Genomic DNA, 18,881 nt, shown 5'->3' with positions numbered 1-18,881 from the left:
ATGCAAAATTTACTTGTCCTAGTTCCGTTATTGCCTCTTTTATCGTCGTTAATATTGTTGCTACTTGCTGGACGACTGTCCCCCTTATTGGTAGCTCTGCTGGGTGTTGGCTCAATGGGTTTAGCTGCCATACTGACTTTACTTATTGGCATCGAATTTATTGGTTTGGGAGGAGAGTCCTTCCAGCAAGTGTTATTCAATTGGTTACCAATTGCTGGAGCACCGATTAACTTTGGGTTACACCTAGATCAGTTATCCCTTGTGATGATGAGTGTGATTACCGGTGTAGGCTGGATGATCCATTGGTACGCCGCGGCCTATATGTTCGAAGACAAAGATGTACAACGCTTTTTTGTGTATATGAACTTGTTTGTGTTTGCCATGTTGATGCTGGTATTAGGCGATAGTTTGGTGCTGTTGTATTTAGGCTGGGAAGGCGTGGGATTGTGCAGTTTCTTACTTATTGGTTTCTGGCAACATAAAGCAGATAACGTTGTTGCCTCTAAAAAGGCGTTTATTGTGACCCGAGTTGGCGATACCGCCATGATGATCGGTTTGTTGATCCTATTCAGTGAATACGGCAGTTTGCACATCAATACAATTGTTGAATCAACAACTCATGTATCTCAATCCAATCTATGGTTAGCCTGCATATTACTGGTGGGAGGCGCAGTAGGTAAATCAGCACAACTGCCTTTGCAGACATGGTTACCTGATGCCATGGCCGGCCCTACTCCAGTCAGCGCGTTAATACATGCAGCTACAATGGTAACCGCCGGTGTGTACCTCATTGCCCGAATGCATCCGCTGTTTTTACAAGTAGAAGGCATACTCAATTTGGTCGCGTGGATAGGCGTCCTTACCCTAGTATTAGCGGGAGTAGCCGCCCTCGCCCAATCAGATATTAAACGTATTCTTGCCTACTCTACTATGAGTCAAATTGGCTATATGTTTTTGGGATTAGGCGCGTTGGCATTTGATGCTGCTATTTTTCATCTGATGACCCATGCATTTTTTAAGGCGTTATTGTTTTTAACTGCCGGTAGCATTATTTTGAAAATGCACCATCAACAAGACATTTTCAAGATGGGCGGTTTATTTCGAAGTTTACCTTTAACCTCTACATTTTTGTTAATTGGCTTATTAGCATTGGTAGCTTTCCCTGGCAGCTCAGGATTTTTCAGTAAGGAAGCCATATTGGCGGCCACTTACCAAGCGCATACTGCTGGTCCAACTCTATGGTGGATTGGGGTACTTGGCGCATTTCTAACTAGCCTTTACAGTTTTCGCCTACTATTTATTGTTTGTTTTGGCCCTGCGAATCATGATCTAAAAGAAGCGGATTACAAACCGACTAGCCAATTAGTTGTGCCCTTATTACCTCTAGTGACATTAGCCGTGATTGGCGGGTTTATTAGTTTAGATTTTAGCCTGGTATTTGGTCCAGCTAATCACCCACACTTACCATTGTGGATTGAATGGATGCCCGTAGCTGTCGCTTTATTAGGCTTTATCCTTGCTTGGTTTTTGTATTTTCCTCGTCAATCCATGCAGGCTAGCAGTAGTGTTATCAATAACTTCTGCCGTGATGGTTTGGGCTTTGACTGGCTCTACGAGCAGCTTTTTACCAAACCCTTGCAACTGTTTGCGCGTATCAATAAAGGTGACGTGATAGACCATTTCTATCACTTTGTAGGTTGGTTTAATTTCAGCCTAAATGAAGTATTAGTTATCAGTCAAAACGGTAAGTTGCGCTGGTACTTATTCGGCACTCTCGCTGGCTGTGCCCTGATGTTAGGAGGGTTGATATTGTGGCGTTAAGTTTTCTGATTTGGCTTCCATTGTTATTTGGCATATGTGCTTGGTTAAGTGAAAAGAAATACAGTGGTTTGGGCAACTGGATCACCCTGATTAGCTTAATCGGTCTATTGATTTTCACCCTCTACTTAGGCAACAGTGGCTCTAGTAGTCTTAGCTGGCAGTGGTTTGCACGCTTTAATATTCATTTTGCGTTGTTGTTTGATGGTCTTTCTTTATTACTTATTTCGTTAACTATTGCATTAGCAATATTGGCGGTATTGGTTTCTTGGAACGATATCGAGAAACATCGAGGTTTCTTCCACTTCAATTTAATGTTTAGCGTGGCTGGAATTATAGGAGTGTTTTTAGCCGCAGACCTATTCTTGTTTTTCTTATTCTGGGAAGTCATGTTATTACCCATGACCGCGTTGATTCTTATTTGGGGACATGAGGGTCGCCGCTATGCAGCGTTCAAATTTTTTATCTTTACCCAAGTAAGCAGTTTATTAATGTTAATCGCTATTATCGCCCTGGCTCTATACCATCAAAATCAAACAGGGCAACTTAGTTTTAATCTTGGAGAATTACAGCAATTAGTGATCCCCGACACTATGCAATTTTGGCTTATGTTAGGTTTCTTTATTGCCTTCGCAGTTAAATTACCCATGGTGCCATTCCATAGCTGGTTACCAGATGCCCATACGCAGGCGCCTACTGCTGGTAGCGTTTTGTTGGCGGGAATATTACTCAAAACAGGTGCCTATGGCTTAATTCGAATTGTGTTGCCGTTATTTCCCAGCGCCACAATGGAATTTGCGCCAGTAGCTGTGACTCTCGGAGTAGTCAGTATAATTTATGGGGCGCTAATGGCCTACAGCCAAACAGACTTTAAGAGACTGGTGGCTTATTCAAGTATTAGCCATATGGGTTTTGTATTACTGGCACTGTTTAGTTGGAATGAAGTGGCACTACAAGGCGCCATTTTAACTATTGTGGCCCATGGGATAAGTAGTGCGGCACTATTTAGTATGGCCGGCATGATACAACATCGTATTCACAGTCGAGAACTTGGCAATATGGGTGGCATGTGGAAAAGCGCGCCTAAAATGGCAACCGTAACCTTAATTTTTGTGATGGCCGGTATTGGCATGCCAGGCATGGCTAACTTCAACGGAGAGCTATTTACTTTGCTGGGCAGCTATCAACAATTTCCTGTGCAAACCATAGTAGCGTCCTTAGGCATAATTGGCTCAGCAATTTATGGTTTACATTTATTTCAACGAGCTTTTCAGGGCCCACCCAATGTGGATGTAGTCGACTTACATATGCGCGAATTAGTATTCACCAGTATTTTAGTGGCCGCATTAATCTATTTCGGATTACAACCACATATAGTGTTGGAATTGAGTAGCGATACCATTGGTAGTTTAATGCAAACCGCTAGGGAGTTACGTCCATGAGTATTCAAGAACTATGGTTGTTACTGCCGGTTTTGATCATCAGTGCAGGTATTCTGGCATTAATGCTTCAGGCTAGCTGGAAGCGCAGTTGTTACTTAGCTCAAGGTATTTGTCTCGTCACCCTGTTTCTAGCGTTAGCAGCACTAATTAACAACTACCCTACAGATCTAAAAACCATTACGATCTTGTTTGAGTATGAACCCATTGGCGGATTTTTTAGCCTACTATTATTGATGGTGGGGATTTCTGTCGCCCTGTTGCAAGGCCCCTATATGGGAGCCAATAGTAAAGAAGTCGCAGAGGAATTTTATTTATTACTGTTGTTATCTTGCTTGGGTGCAATGTTGCTAGTGATGTCTCGCCATATAGGTAGTGTGATCCTAAGTATTGAATTAATGAGTTTGTCGATGTTAGCCATTCTTGCCTATAACAGAGAGCGAAAACTGGCACTGGAAGGCGCCATGAAGTACTTGTTATTGTCAGGTGCTGCGACTAGTGTATTACTCATGGGTTTTGCCCTGCTGTATGCTAGCAGTGGGCAGATGATGCTAGTTGATATGCTGCAATCTCCCATGGGTTTAATGGCTAAAAGTGGTTTTGTTCTAGTCTTAGCCGGACTAGCCTTCAAATTATCTCTGGTTCCTTTGCATTTTTGGACGCCAGATGTCTATCAGGGCGCACCGGTTAATTCCACATTATTGCTCACCACTTTATCTAAGGCCGCGGTCTTTGCTCTATTTATCAAATTAATCCTACTTGTTCCAACTGATTTTGAAGCAGACATGGTACGTATGCTTAGCTGGATGGCGATTGCCAGTATGCTTTTAGGCAATTGGTTGGCCTTACAACAACAAAGTCTGAAACGATTAATGGCTTACTCGGCAATAGCACATATGGGTTATGTGTTAGTTGCGGGGGTTATTGCCATGGGCATAGATCACAGTTTAGTGCTGGAGGGTGTCAGTTATTATTTATTAGCCTATCTCGTCGCCTCAATACTAATCTTTGCGGTACTAACATTGTTATCCAGACTCGATGATCAACAAGATTTAGAAGAGTTACCCCAATTGCAGGGATTATTTTGGCAGCATCCTTGGCTTGCAACTATTATGACTATTGCGTTTTTGTCGTTGGCAGGCATGCCTATTACAATCGGGTTCATTGGTAAGTTTTATCTACTTACCTTAGCGGTTAAGCTTTCAGCGTGGTGGTTAGTAACGACCATGTTAGTAGGCAGTGCTGTAGGCCTATATTATTATTTACGGGTGATTTTCACTCTGTTTGCGCCAGCCAAAAGTGATATGCCTCAAGCACAGGCGGCTTATCTCAGCAAAATATGGATTGGCCTTATTGCAGCTAGTTTGCTCTTACTTGGTATATTACCAGGGCTATTGGGAGATCAACTGCGCAGTATATTATCAATTGGCTAGTTTTTACTGACTAAGCACACTAGACATTTAATAATTTAGGCTCGCCATCAGTGATTTTTTATAGGCTATTAAAGCTGGGACAAAAGACAATAAAATAGCCGCAGATGCCGCAATTAGAAAATAATATCCGACTGTTGTTAAATCAGCATAGGGTTGGATGTACAAAGCAAAATGCTGTTCTAGAAGGGCTTGCCCAAATAATAAGCCAACAGTCACTAATACATAACCTACTAATGCACCAATAAGAGTGAGTACAAGCGCCTCGGCGCCAATGAGTAGAATAATGATATATTCATTGGCACCCAATGCCCTTAACACTGCTAACTCCCGCTCTCGCTCTTTCATTGAAGCCAATAACATAGTCGTCATACAAATTAGCGCAGTAGCTAAGATCAGCCATGAAATTATCATTAAACTAATTTCAACAGTACCGACAATTTGCCACAGTTCACGTAGCGCCAAAGTAGGTAAAATCGCGCTAAGAGGTTCTTGCACATACTGATTAATATTTCTCTGCAATCGTAGAATGGCTATCTTACTTTTACTGCCAACAAAAAATGCACTTAATTGAGGCTGATAGTTTTTTCCTAAAGGCACATCCACTAACAATTTATTCTGGATTTCTTGTTTGTTGTGAAGAATATCAATGCCTTGTAACGGGATGTACAAAGACTGATCAGCAGGTGTGCCTGTAGGCTTTAAGATACCCACAACCTTAAAAGAATGGTCGTCATGATGAGTGAAACTGACTTTGGCTGTGCCATGGGACATGACCAAAGATTGGTCTAAACTGTAACCTAATTTTTTAGCTACATCAGCGCCTAATACGACCTCATATAAGCGTGTAAACGACTTACCTTGAACAAAGCTAATCTTTTGTTTATCTGCGTATTTAAAATATTCAAAATAATCGTTAGTAGTACCAATTACCGAAAACCCTTTATGCGAATCTCCCATCGAAATTGGCACTGACCATGCCACTTGATTAATATTGATAATATCTTGGTAACTTTTCCACAGAATGTTGTTACTCGGGTTGCCTATTTTGAACACCGAAAACAGTAATAAATTAATGCCACTGGTGCGGCCACCCACTATTAAATCAACGCCGGAAACCGTTCGTTCAAAGTTGCTTTTAATCTCAGCACGCAAATGTTCTACGCCAATCAACACCAACATACTAATGGCAATTGACGTACATGTAAGAATTGCCATAACTCGCCTAGACCATAAACTAGCCAATACCAATTTAAGCAACATCAAGGTCACTCCTTTGCTGCTGTAATCTTGCTAAATCCAGTTGTTGATCAAAGTGTGGCGCCAAAGACATATCATGACTGACAAATATTACGGTTGAAGATTGCGCACTGTCTAGTAGTAGCTGGATAAATTGTTCTCTGGTTTGGGTATCTAGTGCCGAAGTAGGCTCGTCAGCAATAATTAATCTAGGTGAACCATATAACGCCCTTGCCACTGCCACACGTTGTTGCTGACCCACACTGAGTTCATTAGCTTTTTGTTTAAGTAAGCTACGAGTTAATTCTAATCGGTCGCATATTGAAGCCAAGTTTTCAGGTTGCAGTTTTTTATCAGAACTTTTGAATCTCTGAGCGAGAAGTATGTTCTGCTCTGCAGACAAATATGGCAACAAATTAAATTGTTGAAATATGATGCCAATATTATTGGCTCTAAAAGTGTCTTTCTGTCTTTGACTAAGTGAAGCCAAGTCTTGACCTAACACTTGGATATGCCCCGAATAACGATTTTCAATGCCAGATATCAAGTTTAACAAGGTAGATTTGCCCTGCCCTGAGCGGCCATACAGAAACACTTTTTTTCCTGTTTCTACCTGCCAATTGGGTATTTCTAGGGAAAAATCACTTTTCTTAGGCCATGTGAAAAGCAAATTTTTAATTGATAAACTGTGTGGCATATAAGCAAGCTATCCATTAAACGAAGGTTTAGTTAATAAAGGAGAGTTTTTTCAGTATAATTGCTTAACAACTTGCGGGTTACAACCTTTTTTAGCCGATAAAACATAAGCCATATTCATGAATCAATTGCCCAACACCAATCCAAACAACAAATTATTCAGTAAGTTACAAAAGCGCATCAGACATAACACGGGTAAAGCCATAGCTGATTTTAATATGATTGAAGAGGGTGACAAAGTGATGGTTTGTCTATCTGGCGGAAAAGATAGTTACACTATGTTGGACGTACTTCTGCACATGCAAAAAGTAGCACCCATTACTTTTTCAATTATTGCGGTTAATCTCGATCAGAAACAACCTGGATTTCCAGAACATGTTTTGCCGGAATACCTGACTCAACTTGGTGTGGAATTTGAAGTGGTAGAAGAAGACACCTATTCAATTGTCATAGATAAAATCCCTGAAGGAAAAACCACCTGCTCCCTTTGTTCTCGATTACGCCGTGGAATTTTATACAAAACGGCTACTCGTTTAAAGGCGACCAAAATTGCCTTGGGTCATCACCGAGATGACATGTTAGAGACTCTTTTTCTGAATATGTTTAATGGTGGCCAATTAAAATCTATGCCTCCAAAACTAGTCAGTGATGATGGCAAACAAATGGTTATACGCCCTCTGGCTTATTGTGCTGAGAAGGATATTGCCGATTATTCGCTACATCAAGGGTTTCCCATAATTCCTTGTAACCTCTGCGGCTCTCAAGAAAACCTACAAAGAAAAGTCATTAAGGGCATGTTGCAGGACTGGCACCTACGTTTTCCTGGAAGAATTGAATCCATGTCTAAAGCGCTACAAAATGTAGTGCCTTCGCATTTAGCAGACAGTAGCCAGTTTGATTTTGTCGGTTTAAAAACCCAAAACATGCCATTTGAAAATGGTGATATTGGCTTTGATCCACCAGAAATAACTTCTCAAGTAACGCCAAACACAATACTGGCTGCACCACTGGTCATTACCAATATCTAGGATCAAAGGAATAACACATGAAAATCGGATTAGCATTAGGCAGTGGCGCATCCCGAGGATGGGCGCATATTGGTGTAATCCAAGCTTTAGAAGAAATGGGTATTCAGATAGATGTGGTATCTGGATGTTCTATTGGTTCTTATGTGGGGGCTGCATATGCTTCTGGTAAATTACCAGAGTTGGCTGAATGGGTCGAAAGCCTAACAGAATGGCAAGTGTTTGCTTTGATGGGTGTAGGTTTCCATAAAGGCGGTTTAGTAAGCGGTCTAAAAGTATTTAAAGCGCTGCAAGATAAGTTTAGTTTCCAATATTTTGAAGAGTTAAACAAATCTTTTGCAGCTGTCGCCACTGATTTATATAGTGGTCGCGTAGTGGTCGCGAAGTAGACTTTACAACTGGTTCTGTAATTGAAGCAGTAAAAGCGTCCTGCGCTATTCCCGGCTTATTCCCGCCGCTGTTGTTTAAAAATAGGTGGTTGGTTGACGGCGGAGTGGTAAACCCTGTGCCGGTTAACATGTGCAGAATGTTAGGGGCTGATATTGTCATTGCGGTAAACTTAAGCGCAGACTTTAGACCCCAATCTTTAGACGCAAATCCAATTGATCATGGCAATAACCAAAAAAAGACATCTGAGTTTTTTAAGCGCAGCCAGCAACAGATCCAGCAATGGTTTAAAAAAACCGGAAACAAGGATCCAGAGCCATCAGAAGAAGCGCTAGCAGCAGAAGAAGGATTTTTAACTGAAGAATGTCTTGAGATATTGGAGCCAGCGAATATAGATCAATTAAAATCTGAAGGATTGGCTAGTAAAGAACAGATTATTGTTCCCCCTGCCCCCTCTATCATCAATGCAATGACGGGCTCATTAGATATTCTATCAGCAAGGGTTACCCGTTCTCGATTAGCTGGCGATCCACCGGATATATTAATTGAGCCGCAGCTTCGCGATTTTGGCATGATGGAGTTTTATCGAGCAACAGAACTTATTGAACATGGCCGAGCCAGCGTTGAAAGAATTGCCAAACAAATTAAGTTTCAATTAGGTGCAGAATAAGTGTGTTATTTTAACAGTACAATTGACAGACTCTCGACTGCTCTTTAAGGTAGGCAGCTAAAATAAAATAAGGATTGTGAACAATGCCCATTCAAATTAGTTTCGAACTCTCTGACAGTGACTTAGATCATTTTCGTACAATGATGAAAGCCGCTATGAAGAAAGCTAGCGAGTATCCTCCGGCAGAAGTATTAATAAAAGCACGTGCCGTGTGCGCAGAAATGGAACAGGCTAATTTGCCTGATTTTGTAAAACAAAGATTGGATTCTCTCGAAACCCTTATATCTGCCTTAGAAGATGCAGAGTGGCAGATGCCTGAAGATGAAAAAAATGAAATTTTGACATCACTGGCTTACTTTACCGAGCCGGAAGATCTGGTTCCTGACAATATTCCAGGTTTAGGGTACGTTGATGATGCCATCATGATCGAATTGGTTATTCAGGAATTATCTCAAGATTTGTCTGCGTACAGACAATTCTGTAGTTTTAGAAAAACGGAAGAAAATCGTAGAGGCTCTGAAGCCAATATCAACCGAGATAGCTGGTTAGATAGTAAGAGAACAGAATTACGTTCTAATATGCGTCGCAACCGCAGTACAGGCGGAAGTAGACGTTTATTCTCAAGAAGATAACGACAAGCCTTAATGAATGCAGGGAGTCTGACTCTTCCTGCATGTTCCTGCATAGTTTTCCTTTAGGAAAATAGAGGCCGTTAGTTTTCAATGATAGCGGTTATGCGTAACGGTGGAGTTGTTAATTCCAAGCCTTTTCCCAATATCAACCAGTCCTCACTTAAGCGTACATTCCCATTTTCATCCAACAATATCTTTCCCTCTTTGAGTGGAGCGGTTGCATTATCAAACTGTAAAACTAAGCCTTGCGGTAACGGCATCATAAAGGATAAAAAACCTCCCATCTCATCAAAAAACGCCTGATATTGATTGAACAGTAATAACAGTTCGTCGTGACTATATTGAATTTTTAAAAAGCTAGGTAACGTTTCTAACTGCACTGACATATCACATTGGTTTGCTTGATCATCTAATTCAATGACTACCTTAGCCTTAGCCATTTTAAGAATTTTATCCGTCGGCACAGTGAAGCGACTATTGTTTTCAACAATCAAAGGAAGTGTTTGTTTTTGTGTGGTGATTTGTCCGCTACTAATATGACATAGCCGTTTGTGAGCAATATGCTGGAAGCCAAAAGTGAACCTTAGTGCATTAGTCTCTGGATCATCTAGTTTTTTAACGTGGCTATAGAAACTTGCATATTCAACTTCTAAAGTATCTGCGACCGCGTTAACACTGACAACTAGATAACCCAAAATAAACAAAATTATTTTCAAATCGTTGTATCCATATGTTTTTTATTAACCCGTAACATGCTTAACAACTCATCAATATATTCCTGACCTCGCTCAGAATAGCTAGACAAACCTTCTGCTAATGCTCTTGCAGTGATAGGTTTATCTTCTTGTCTTAAATTCTGTCTAATAACTCGCAAGTCTTTGTACGCATAGTGACGATTAAGGTTACGTATATAAGTCATGACCGCATGTGATAAATCTCTAAACTTTGCTACTTCATGAACTGCATCGCCGTCCCGTTGTTTAGGCACAAAACCACAGCCCTTTTTAAAACACCAAAGACCAAAAAAGTTGTACCCCTTTTGAGCAAACCTTGACGCCCCCCAACCCGATTCGTTCGCTGCTTGAACTAATACCAGCGCCTCCGGAATGATATCAACTCGTCTTATTAAGGTTTCTAGCATTTGCTCAACAGACAAGGGTTTGTCACCTGTGAATTTATATTTCTTCACCAACATGTTGAATGTTTCTTGTTGATGTTTATTAAACACTTGCTGTTGTAAAAATGTTTCTTGCAATGCAAACACCATTTCTCGCTCTTTTAAAACGATTTCATTCTGTCTATGTATTTCAGGTTGTAAGTAGGCGAAGAAAGCCCGCTTTTTATCGGTGATATCAGCATAATTAGAAAAGTTAGGTACTGGTTGTTTACTAATTTCTAACGGAGCTATATGCATATTTTCAAGACTAATAATGTCTTCAGACACATCTTTAGTACTATGTTTTTGTAGCAAAACGATTAACGTTAAGGTGCTAATAACAACGACAATAGTGACAACAGATGCTTTAACAATATTAAGCATGAAATACCGCCTCATCTTTATTTGTATCATTCTTAACACTACGCACTTTAACCCCAAATAGTTCTCTATATAGGATGCCTTTCATATTAATAAAAAATGGAATAATCCAGATATAGGCAAAACCTAGAGACATAAGCCCTAAAAACAAACAACAATAGTAAACTACATAAAAGATGGAAAGTGGCATCCAATATTTGTGGAATACTTTGAAAGACTGGATCACGCATTGGCTCGGAGCTAACCTTTTTTCAACCAACAACATAATTGAAAAACCCGTTGCTAAGTTTATATAAAATAGCACTAGCAAACCTAATAAAACACTAACTTGTGCGCCAACAAACGAGCCTACATCTGACATAGCTGCTAATAACAATGCCAGTAGAATGACTAATACAGACCCCATTACATTTTTTAAAATGGATATAAATTTGGGTTTGATCCCAACACTATGTGAAATACCGACTAAAAACATAGCGGCTATAATGGGAGTAGTGACAATCACGCCAGCGAACTTAAGACCAATCATCATGCGCTGCGGCAAAACATTCAAATCGGTAATCCCAAAAAGTGACTGCAATACCCAAGCAAATAAAATGGCAATAAACACTAACAGCAACATCCCATGTAACACTGGGGTTTTATCATTTTTTGACAAATTCCAGGCTTCTTTGGCTATCGCCTTTAGATCTAATTGGGTTTCACGCTTTAGCGATTTTTCAAGGCTTCCACCCTGAATTACAAATTTATGTTGTTCTTCTTCCACTTAAATATCAATCCTATTACTCAATACAGGCGCACTATACAGGCATTACCAGTTTGATCGCCAACAAAATCAAAACAACACCCATAACCCGATCAAACCAATAACCCTTTTGACCAATGAACTGACTTACTTTTTTAGAGCTTAAAAACATCGACAACACACAAAACCAGATACCGGTCGCAATAGCTAAGTACAAACCATAACCAAGTTTAATCATATTTGGCGTGTCTGGTGATACTGCTACCGCAAATACTGATAAAAAGAATAACGTTGCTTTAGGATTAAGACCATTGGTTAAAAAACCCACCACAAAAGCCTTCTTATCAGAGATAGTTTGGATTTCTTTTCTAATGTCTCCCTGTTCTAGGCTGGCAGGTGCAGGGCTTCTTATGGCTCCCCACCCTAAATAAAGCAAATAGGTCGCAGCGGCATAACTAAACATTTGAAATAACATTGGTGTGGTTTTGATGAGAATACCAATACCTAACAACGAATAAGCGACATGAATTAAAATAGCGACGCCAACACCAATGCTACTGATAATAGCGGCTCTTCGGCCAAAACTAATGCTGTGTTTTAAAACAATAGCAAAATCTGGCCCCGGACTAGCGACAGCTAATAAATGTACGCTAGCAATAGTTATAAACTCCAACCAATATTGTTGTACGTATTCAGTCAATTTTGAGGCCTTGTAATAATATGTCGACAAATTGACCGACTAATTCGCTTGCCGGCCCATAGTGTTTTTCTGCAAACTCAGATTGTCCTGCGCTTGGCTCTAGATTTAATTCTACACTGTAAGCACCATTATAATTAGCCTGACTAACAAAACCTGCAGCGGGATAAACTGTTCCAGACGTACCGATAGAAATAAAAACATCTGCAGTATACAAAAGGTCTTCAATTTGTTGCATATATTTTGGCATTTCCCCAAACCAGACTATATCTGGTCGTAAACTACATTTAGGTTGACAGCACTCACACTGATTAGTGTGATCTAAATGGCTGAAAATATCGCTACAAATGCCGGATCCTAAACATCTAGCTGATAACAAACTGCCGTGCATATTTAGTACGTTTTTGCTGCCAGCTCTTTGATGTAAATTATCAACATTTTGGGTAACAAGGGTGAAGCTGTTGCCTAATACATTTTCCAATTTTGCCAATGCTAGATGGGCTTTATTCGGTTGTACTTCAGTACTAAGTAGCTGGCTCCTTCTTTGATTATAGAATCGATAAACCAGTTCTGGATCACGCTCAAACCCCTCTGGCGTGGCGACATCCTCAATACTATGCTGTTCCCATAAACCATTATTATCCCTAAAGGTTTTTAAACCAGACTCAGCAGAAATACCCGCACCAGTTAATACAACGACTTTCAATTGGGTAAGGTTATAATCTGGGAAATCACCTAACATTGAAAACCAAACAAGTATAAGAAACGAAATTGATTACATACATCAGAGTATTTAAAGTTCATTTAAAGAATATAAGTTGAGCATTATGCTAACAAAATTATCGCTACTCATTTGTCTATTTTGTCTCAATCAATTTCAGAATTATCCTCACGATCGAAGTTAATCACTCTACTTTTTAATAAAGCTTGGTATTAATACTGATATTATTGAATGCATATTGTTATGGGATAGATGTTAAACATAACCAAGTTAGGCGCGACAATAGTGAAGTGAGACTTTGAAGCGTTTTTGAGTACAAATAATTTAAGAGAATATTATGGATGTTGTTCTAAACAACCTGCCAACGATTTTAGCTTTATTGGCAACTGGTGTTTTTGCTGGATTGTTAGCGGGATTATTGGGTGTAGGTGGTGGCATTGTAATAGTGCCTGTGTTGTTTTTTTTATTTCAACGTTTTGGTGTATCAGCGCAAAGTGCCATATTGATTGCGACTGCCACCTCGTTAGCGACTATTGTTCCTACTTCACTTAGTTCTATTCGATCCCATCACAAATTAGGAAACGTTGATTTAGTCCTACTTAAAACTTGGTGCTTGTATATCCTGTTAGGTGTGATAGTTGGGAGTCTATTGGTCACACAATTTGGTGGCAAATGGTTAGGTGTTTTGTTTGGCATAATTGCCAGCTTAGCAGCACTCAATATGATGTTTGGCCAAGGTAAATCAAACGTTGCCGAGTCACTACCAAATAAATATTGGCAGCGACTATTCGCTAGTTGTATTGGATTTATTAGCGCTATGGTAGGTATAGGTGGCGGTACATTGAGTGTGCCTATTCTTACCGCGTTTAGTTATCCTGCCCGTAAAGCAGTAGGCACTGCGGCTGGTATAGGTCTAATCATTTCTCTTCCTGCAGCCATGACTATGCTGATACTTGGTAACACACCTAATGATGCACCCTTTGGCACTTATGGTTTGGTTAACCTTGTAGGTTTTGTTTGTATTGTGCCACTGACTGTTTTGTTTGCACCAATAGGCGCTAAATTAGCCAACATCATAGACGGCACCTTGCTCAAAAGACTATTTGCCATATTACTTCTGGTTACTGGCTTGCGTATGTTTGCGCAATTATTTATTTAGCTCACCTGTTGGTTATAGGTTTTTTACTCCACAGCCTTTTAAAACTATTGTGGTGATGGAATCTACCACCGCCTCAAAACTCGAGGTATCCATTTTCTTCTTATCCATAGCGGCAAGTACCTGCACATTAAAATCGGCATAATGTTGCGTCGCGCCCCAAATTAAAAACAGTAGGTGATAAGGGTTGATGTCGTCTATCAATTCTTGCTTGATCCAATATTGAATGACATCAACCTTAGTCTGTACCCATATTTTAAAGTCTGTTGAGAGGTACTCGGTTAAAACAGGCGCAGCATGAATGATCTCACTAGCAAAAATACGAGAGGCATCGGGATCATCTCGGGAATACATTACCTTTGAGCGAATGTATGCAGATAACGCCGTTTTGGGATCATCATCAATACTTAGGGAGTCAAATTTTGAGTTCCAAATACTCACAATATTACTGAGTAATTCTTGGTACAACTCCATCTTATTCGCAAAATAGTAATGTATATTTGCCCGAGGGATATTTGCTCTTTCGGCTATACGTTTGATAGAGGCACCTTTAAAACCAAAGGCAACAAATTCTTTTTTAGCCGCATTGAGGATCAGCGCTTTATTCTTCTTTCGAATATCGCCCACCTCGTTCTTTTTATTTAGCATGACAATAACTAAGTTTAGTTAGCTAAGCTGCGTTTCAACTCATTACGCATTTTATGTAACAGGGGTTCGGTATAACCACTTGGTTGTTCTTGACCCTTAAAGATAAGGTCAACCGCCGCCTGAAACGCTAAACTGGAATCGAAGTTAGGCGCCATGGCAATATAAGAATTGTCCTGCTCATTTTGAGTGTCTACTACCACTGCCATGCGTTTAAGTGTTTGCATGACTTGCTCGGCACTCAATAAACCATGATGTAACCAGTTGCAGATATGTTGACTGGAAATACGCAAGGTTGCTCTGTCTTCCATACGTCCTACATTGTTAATGTCAGGCACTTTAGAACACCCTACCCCCTGATTAACCCAGCGCACCACATAACCCAATAACCCTTGCACATTATTATCTAATTCTTCTTGTCGCTCTTGTTCAGTTAAATCATCAATGTTTTCGAGTAACGGAATAGTTAACAATGCATCTAGTTGAGTATTACCATCACTTACTTTAGTTTCTTTGATCATTTGCTCTTGGACATCTGACACACACACTTGGTGATAATGCATCACATGTAATGTTGCGGCGGTGGGTGAAGGCACCCAAGCACACGAAGCCCCGGATTTTGGGTGACCTATTTTTGTTTTAAGCATCGCCGCCATTTCATCGGGAGTAGCCCACATGCCCTTACCTATTTGCGCTTTACCTTTAAGGCCTGCTTTTAATCCAATTATAACGTTTCTATTTTCATAAGCTGAAATCCATTTTTCATTCTTCATCAGCTCTTTACGCGCCATAGGACCTGCCATCATACTGGTATGAATTTCATCACCGGTTCTATCTAAAAATCCGGTATTAATAAACGCTACACGAGTACTCGCGGCTCGAATACATTCTTTGAGATTGGCTGAGGTTCTACGTTCTTCATCCATAATCCCCATCTTTATAGTATTATCGGAAAGTCCAAATTTTTGTTCTATTCGGCTAAACAGATCATCGGTGAACTGTACTTCTTGGGGTCCATGCATTTTGGGTTTAACAATATAAATGCTGCCCTGTTTTGAATTCACATACTTGGATGAACCATTTAAATCATGCAAAGCAATCAATGACGTTATTAGGGCATCTACAATACCTTCTGGCACTTCTTCATTACTATTCGTTAAAATCGCGTCAGTGGTCATTAGATGACCTACATTACGGATAAACTGTAAGCTTCTCCCAGGCAAACTCATGGCGTCGCCTGACGGCGTTAGGTAAGTCCGATCAGGATTCAGGGTTCTGGTTATTTGTTTACCACCTTTACTTATGGTTTCTGCAAGATCGCCTTTCATCAGGCCTAACCAATTTTTGTATACAGCAGTTTTGTCTCGGGCATCAACGGCCGCAATGGAGTCTTCGCAATCTTGTATGGTGCTCAAAGCGGACTCTAATACGACATCTTTTATTCCGGCCGCATCGGTGTTTCCAATGGGATTGTTTTTGTCAATTAGGATTGACACATGTAAGCCATTATTAATACACAAAATTGCAGTCGGATTATCTAGAGAACCATTAAATCCAACAAATTGACTATCGTCTTTTAAGTTCACGCGACTGCCGGTATTTAATTCTACAATAAGCCTTTTATTATCAACCTTATACTTGACTGCATCATGATGACTACCTTGCGCTAAGGGCAAAGACCCATCTAGGAAATTACGCACGAAAACTTGGACTTTCCGGCCTCGAATAGGATCGTATTCGCCTGATTTATTTTCGCTGTTTTGATCAGCAACAATCACATCTGAACCGTAAAGCGCATCGTACAAACTACCCCAGCGAGCGTTCGCTGCATTTAGCGCAAATCGAGCGTTCATTAGTGGCACAACTAACTGCGGCCCTGCAATTAACGCTACTTCTGAGTCGACATTTTGAGTAGTGATTTCAAAATCGTCTTGCTCAGGCACCAAGTAATCAATATCGGTTAAAAACTGCTGATATTCTTTTTGTGAAAAAGGTACATTCAGCTTGCCTAAATGCCAATTATCAATTTTGGCTTGTAGCTCGTCCCGAGTAGCCAACAAGGCCTTATTAATCGGAATAAACTCATTAAGTACATCAGCAACAGCGCGCCAAAACTCATCTTGGTTAATATGCAATCCAGGCAGCACATCGAGGTTGACTAAGCTGTACAAGCAATCGGCTATTTTATAGCCGTGTTGATTAATTCGTTTATTCATTGTGTTTCCTATAACTTTTAATATAACCAGAGAGTAGCTTTATTCGGTGTATATTTTCAATTGTTGTTAATCTTCACTTTGAGCTATAACCAGTGAACCATCCAAATTTATCACATCGCAATTTTCACCTGCGCCACCGCGGTCAACCACGATAAAGTCACTAACTTGATGCAATGCTAAACAGTAGTGATGCCACGTGCCTTTATGATAATTCACCCCTTGATTTTCTGAAGCCAAGAACACTTTAATTTTTGTGATATCAAATTCACCTTTAGGTGCAACTACCACTAAATAAGGTTGTTGCCCCATAGGAATAAATGCTTGGCTAGATAATGGGTGACGCTCCATCATTTTTATTCTAACCGGCTGTTCTAGTGGCGTTGAGCGAAAGATATTAATTAAGGTTCGGCCGTTTTCTTCAGTCACGTCTACATCGGCTAAATCATGATAGCGTTGAGTAAACCCGTCATTAATGCTGAAGTTTTTGGCTTTATCATTGACCTCAATCACATCCCCAAATCGCGAAAAACCTTCTCGGGTGAGTGGTTTAGGTATTAACTGTTTGTTGTTAATCATCAAATCGTCATTCCCATTTTACTTAGACGCTACTTACGTTTGCCAAATACGCGCATTCTAGAAATACCGCCGTCTGGGTAAATACTTAATTTTACATGTGTAAATGTCTGTAATTTATTGGCTACTATTTCACTAATAAACAAATGTTCGCGATGAGCATGTAACTTAGTTTGAGGAATCAGGGTCTGCCAATCTAACTCGGCGTTAGCATCGTTAAAATTATCACTCTCGCTGTTAATGCCTTCTAATTTAAAGGTGTCTGGAAAGTTACCTTTAAAATGACAAGTATCGATTATGACTTTCTCGACACTGCCCTGTGCTGCCAATTTTACAATTGACCAATCAGGGCCGGGATCTCGGCGACGTTTAGTTTCCCAGCCATCCCCCATATCTTTACCACGCCCTGGCATAATCAGATTATTTTTATCGCTGAAAAACATGTCACTGACTAACAATGCTTTTGCACCATTTTTAATCGATGCTAAATCAATAAGTTCGCCGTCAACGAATTGTTCCCAGTTAACATCAGCTTCACCGTAAACACGTAAACGCGCTATGCCACCATCTGGAAACATATTCAAACGTACATGGGTACAGGACTGAGAGTTAGATATTTCGAATATGTTTTGACTATGTGCGGCCACTTCACTTTTATCTAAAACGGTATGCCAAACGGTATCTTCATTGGGTTGCTGTGAACTGACACAGGCTTCGACTGAAACAGTTTGCGGCGCATTTCCACGGAAATAATTGGTATCGATATCAAACCCACGTATGACACCACTGATCCCAAGACGAATAATACACCAATCAAATTCGCGACCATTATCTCTGCCATAACTACGGCGAGATTCCCAACCGTCCATCCATTTACCACGTTCAGTGTATTTATCATCAATAAAAATACCACGACCGGTTTTAAGTAAGTTTTCCATTTCAGCAAAAAAATCATCACTACAAGACAACGTTTCACCGCCTACTCGCTCACTGGCTAAATCAACAAAATAAGTTTTTAACTTCAACTCCTGCTCAGCACTTTGACCTGCTAGTTTGGTTTGCTCTTGAGTATTCTCAATCATGTAACATGTCCTATTTCACTCACTTGATGATCTTCAATTAGAGTTGTCATTAAAAAGGGGGAGTTGCAAAAGTTTTCACTGCAGAAAACCTGACACAACTGTCAGGTAATTATTGTAATCGAATAGCTAAGCCCTGCATAGCTTGATAAAAAATAAAAACAGGGATTAGATTG

17 protein-coding genes and 1 pseudogene are annotated in these 18,881 nt (G+C 40.2%); 7 read left to right on the top strand and 11 right to left on the bottom strand.

All coding sequences use genetic code 11. The features are described 5' to 3' along the window. The 3 genes from nuoL to QZ488_RS04280 are packed head-to-tail and all read left to right on the top strand — an operon-like array spanning position 1 to position 4,690. On the top strand, positions 1-1,821 hold the full coding sequence (nuoL, locus tag QZ488_RS04290; RefSeq protein ID WP_293746559.1) for an NADH-quinone oxidoreductase subunit L: 1,821 nt from the start codon (positions 1-3) through the stop codon (positions 1,819-1,821). Further along, positions 1,812-3,260, top strand: coding sequence for an NADH-quinone oxidoreductase subunit M (locus tag QZ488_RS04285; RefSeq protein WP_293746558.1), 1,449 nt, complete (start codon positions 1,812-1,814; stop codon positions 3,258-3,260). Before nuoL ends, QZ488_RS04285 begins: the two co-directional genes overlap by 10 nt. Then, entirely contained in the window at positions 3,257-4,690 is a 1,434-nt protein-coding gene (locus QZ488_RS04280; protein WP_293746557.1) for an NADH-quinone oxidoreductase subunit N, read from the top strand. The genes QZ488_RS04285 and QZ488_RS04280 overlap by 4 nt, the downstream gene beginning before the upstream one ends. 27 nt (positions 4,691-4,717) lie before the next feature. On the opposite strand, the gene QZ488_RS04275 is transcribed toward QZ488_RS04280, so the two are convergent. Continuing rightward, a complete protein-coding gene (locus QZ488_RS04275) occupies positions 4,718-5,905 on the bottom strand; it encodes an ABC transporter permease (protein ID WP_293746556.1) in 1,188 nt (395 codons plus the stop codon). A 34-nt stretch (positions 5,906-5,939) separates the two neighbouring features. Next, entirely contained in the window at positions 5,940-6,623 is a 684-nt protein-coding gene (locus tag QZ488_RS04270) for an ABC transporter ATP-binding protein (RefSeq protein WP_293746554.1), read from the bottom strand. A 118-nt stretch (positions 6,624-6,741) separates the two neighbouring features. Here QZ488_RS04270 and ttcA point away from each other — a divergent pair, with 118 nt between their 5' ends. From ttcA to QZ488_RS04255, 3 genes and pseudogenes are all read left to right on the top strand, one after another. Beyond that, on the top strand, positions 6,742-7,650 hold the full coding sequence (ttcA, locus tag QZ488_RS04265) for a tRNA 2-thiocytidine(32) synthetase TtcA (protein ID WP_293746553.1): 909 nt from the start codon (positions 6,742-6,744) through the stop codon (positions 7,648-7,650). Positions 7,651-7,667: 17 nt separating this feature from the next. Continuing rightward, a pseudogene (locus tag QZ488_RS04260) lies at positions 7,668-8,704 on the top strand (patatin-like phospholipase family protein). A gap of 83 nt (positions 8,705-8,787) precedes the next feature. Continuing rightward, a complete protein-coding gene (locus QZ488_RS04255; RefSeq protein WP_293746551.1) occupies positions 8,788-9,336 on the top strand; it encodes a DUF1232 domain-containing protein in 549 nt (182 codons plus the stop codon). A gap of 80 nt (positions 9,337-9,416) precedes the next feature. On the opposite strand, the gene QZ488_RS04250 is transcribed toward QZ488_RS04255, so the two are convergent. The 5 genes from QZ488_RS04250 to cobB are packed head-to-tail and all read right to left on the bottom strand — an operon-like array spanning position 9,417 to position 13,057. Further along, positions 9,417-10,052, bottom strand: coding sequence for a DUF2987 domain-containing protein (locus QZ488_RS04250; RefSeq protein ID WP_293746550.1), 636 nt, complete (start codon positions 10,050-10,052; stop codon positions 9,417-9,419). Then, positions 10,049-10,876 carry a glucosaminidase domain-containing protein gene (locus tag QZ488_RS04245; RefSeq protein ID WP_293746548.1) on the bottom strand — a complete coding sequence of 276 codons (828 nt, stop codon included), beginning with the start codon at positions 10,874-10,876 and terminating at the stop codon, positions 10,049-10,051. Before QZ488_RS04245 ends, QZ488_RS04250 begins: the two co-directional genes overlap by 4 nt. Next, positions 10,869-11,639 carry a hypothetical protein gene (locus tag QZ488_RS04240; protein WP_293746546.1) on the bottom strand — a complete coding sequence of 257 codons (771 nt, stop codon included), beginning with the start codon at positions 11,637-11,639 and terminating at the stop codon, positions 10,869-10,871. Before QZ488_RS04240 ends, QZ488_RS04245 begins: the two co-directional genes overlap by 8 nt. Before the next feature lie 34 nt (positions 11,640-11,673). Beyond that, complete coding sequence (locus tag QZ488_RS04235) at positions 11,674-12,318, bottom strand: LysE family translocator (protein ID WP_293746545.1); 645 nt, start codon at positions 12,316-12,318, stop codon at positions 11,674-11,676. Further along, positions 12,311-13,057 (bottom strand): Sir2 family NAD+-dependent deacetylase, encoded by a 747-nt coding sequence (gene cobB, locus QZ488_RS04230; RefSeq protein ID WP_293746544.1) that lies wholly within the window; start codon positions 13,055-13,057, stop codon positions 12,311-12,313. The genes QZ488_RS04235 and cobB overlap by 8 nt, the downstream gene beginning before the upstream one ends. 316 nt (positions 13,058-13,373) lie before the next feature. On the opposite strand from cobB, the gene QZ488_RS04225 reads away from it, so the two are divergent. Further along, positions 13,374-14,195 carry a sulfite exporter TauE/SafE family protein gene (locus QZ488_RS04225; protein WP_293746542.1) on the top strand — a complete coding sequence of 274 codons (822 nt, stop codon included), beginning with the start codon at positions 13,374-13,376 and terminating at the stop codon, positions 14,193-14,195. 12 nt (positions 14,196-14,207) lie between these two features. Here the strand turns inward: QZ488_RS04225 and QZ488_RS04220 are convergent, their stop codons facing one another. From QZ488_RS04220 to alc, 4 genes are all read right to left on the bottom strand, one after another. Beyond that, positions 14,208-14,840 (bottom strand): TetR/AcrR family transcriptional regulator, encoded by a 633-nt coding sequence (locus QZ488_RS04220; protein ID WP_293746540.1) that lies wholly within the window; start codon positions 14,838-14,840, stop codon positions 14,208-14,210. 14 nt (positions 14,841-14,854) lie between these two features. Further along, on the bottom strand, positions 14,855-17,053 hold the full coding sequence (locus QZ488_RS04215) for a malate synthase G (RefSeq protein ID WP_293746538.1): 2,199 nt from the start codon (positions 17,051-17,053) through the stop codon (positions 14,855-14,857). 66 nt (positions 17,054-17,119) lie between these two features. Beyond that, entirely contained in the window at positions 17,120-17,629 is a 510-nt protein-coding gene (locus QZ488_RS04210; RefSeq protein ID WP_293746536.1) for an ureidoglycolate lyase, read from the bottom strand. A 29-nt stretch (positions 17,630-17,658) separates the two neighbouring features. Beyond that, the gene (gene alc / locus QZ488_RS04205; protein ID WP_293746534.1) at positions 17,659-18,708 is read right to left on the bottom strand and encodes an allantoicase; all 1,050 of its coding nucleotides are present in this window, start codon (positions 18,706-18,708) and stop codon (positions 17,659-17,661) included. Positions 18,709-18,881 lie beyond the last annotated feature (173 nt).

This window comes from uncultured Paraglaciecola sp., assembly GCF_913020055.1.
In the GTDB taxonomy this organism is placed as follows: Bacteria; Pseudomonadota; Gammaproteobacteria; order Enterobacterales; family Alteromonadaceae; genus Paraglaciecola.
Note: the sequence above shows the minus strand (reverse complement) of the source record. Positions and strands in the feature narration are given on the sequence as shown.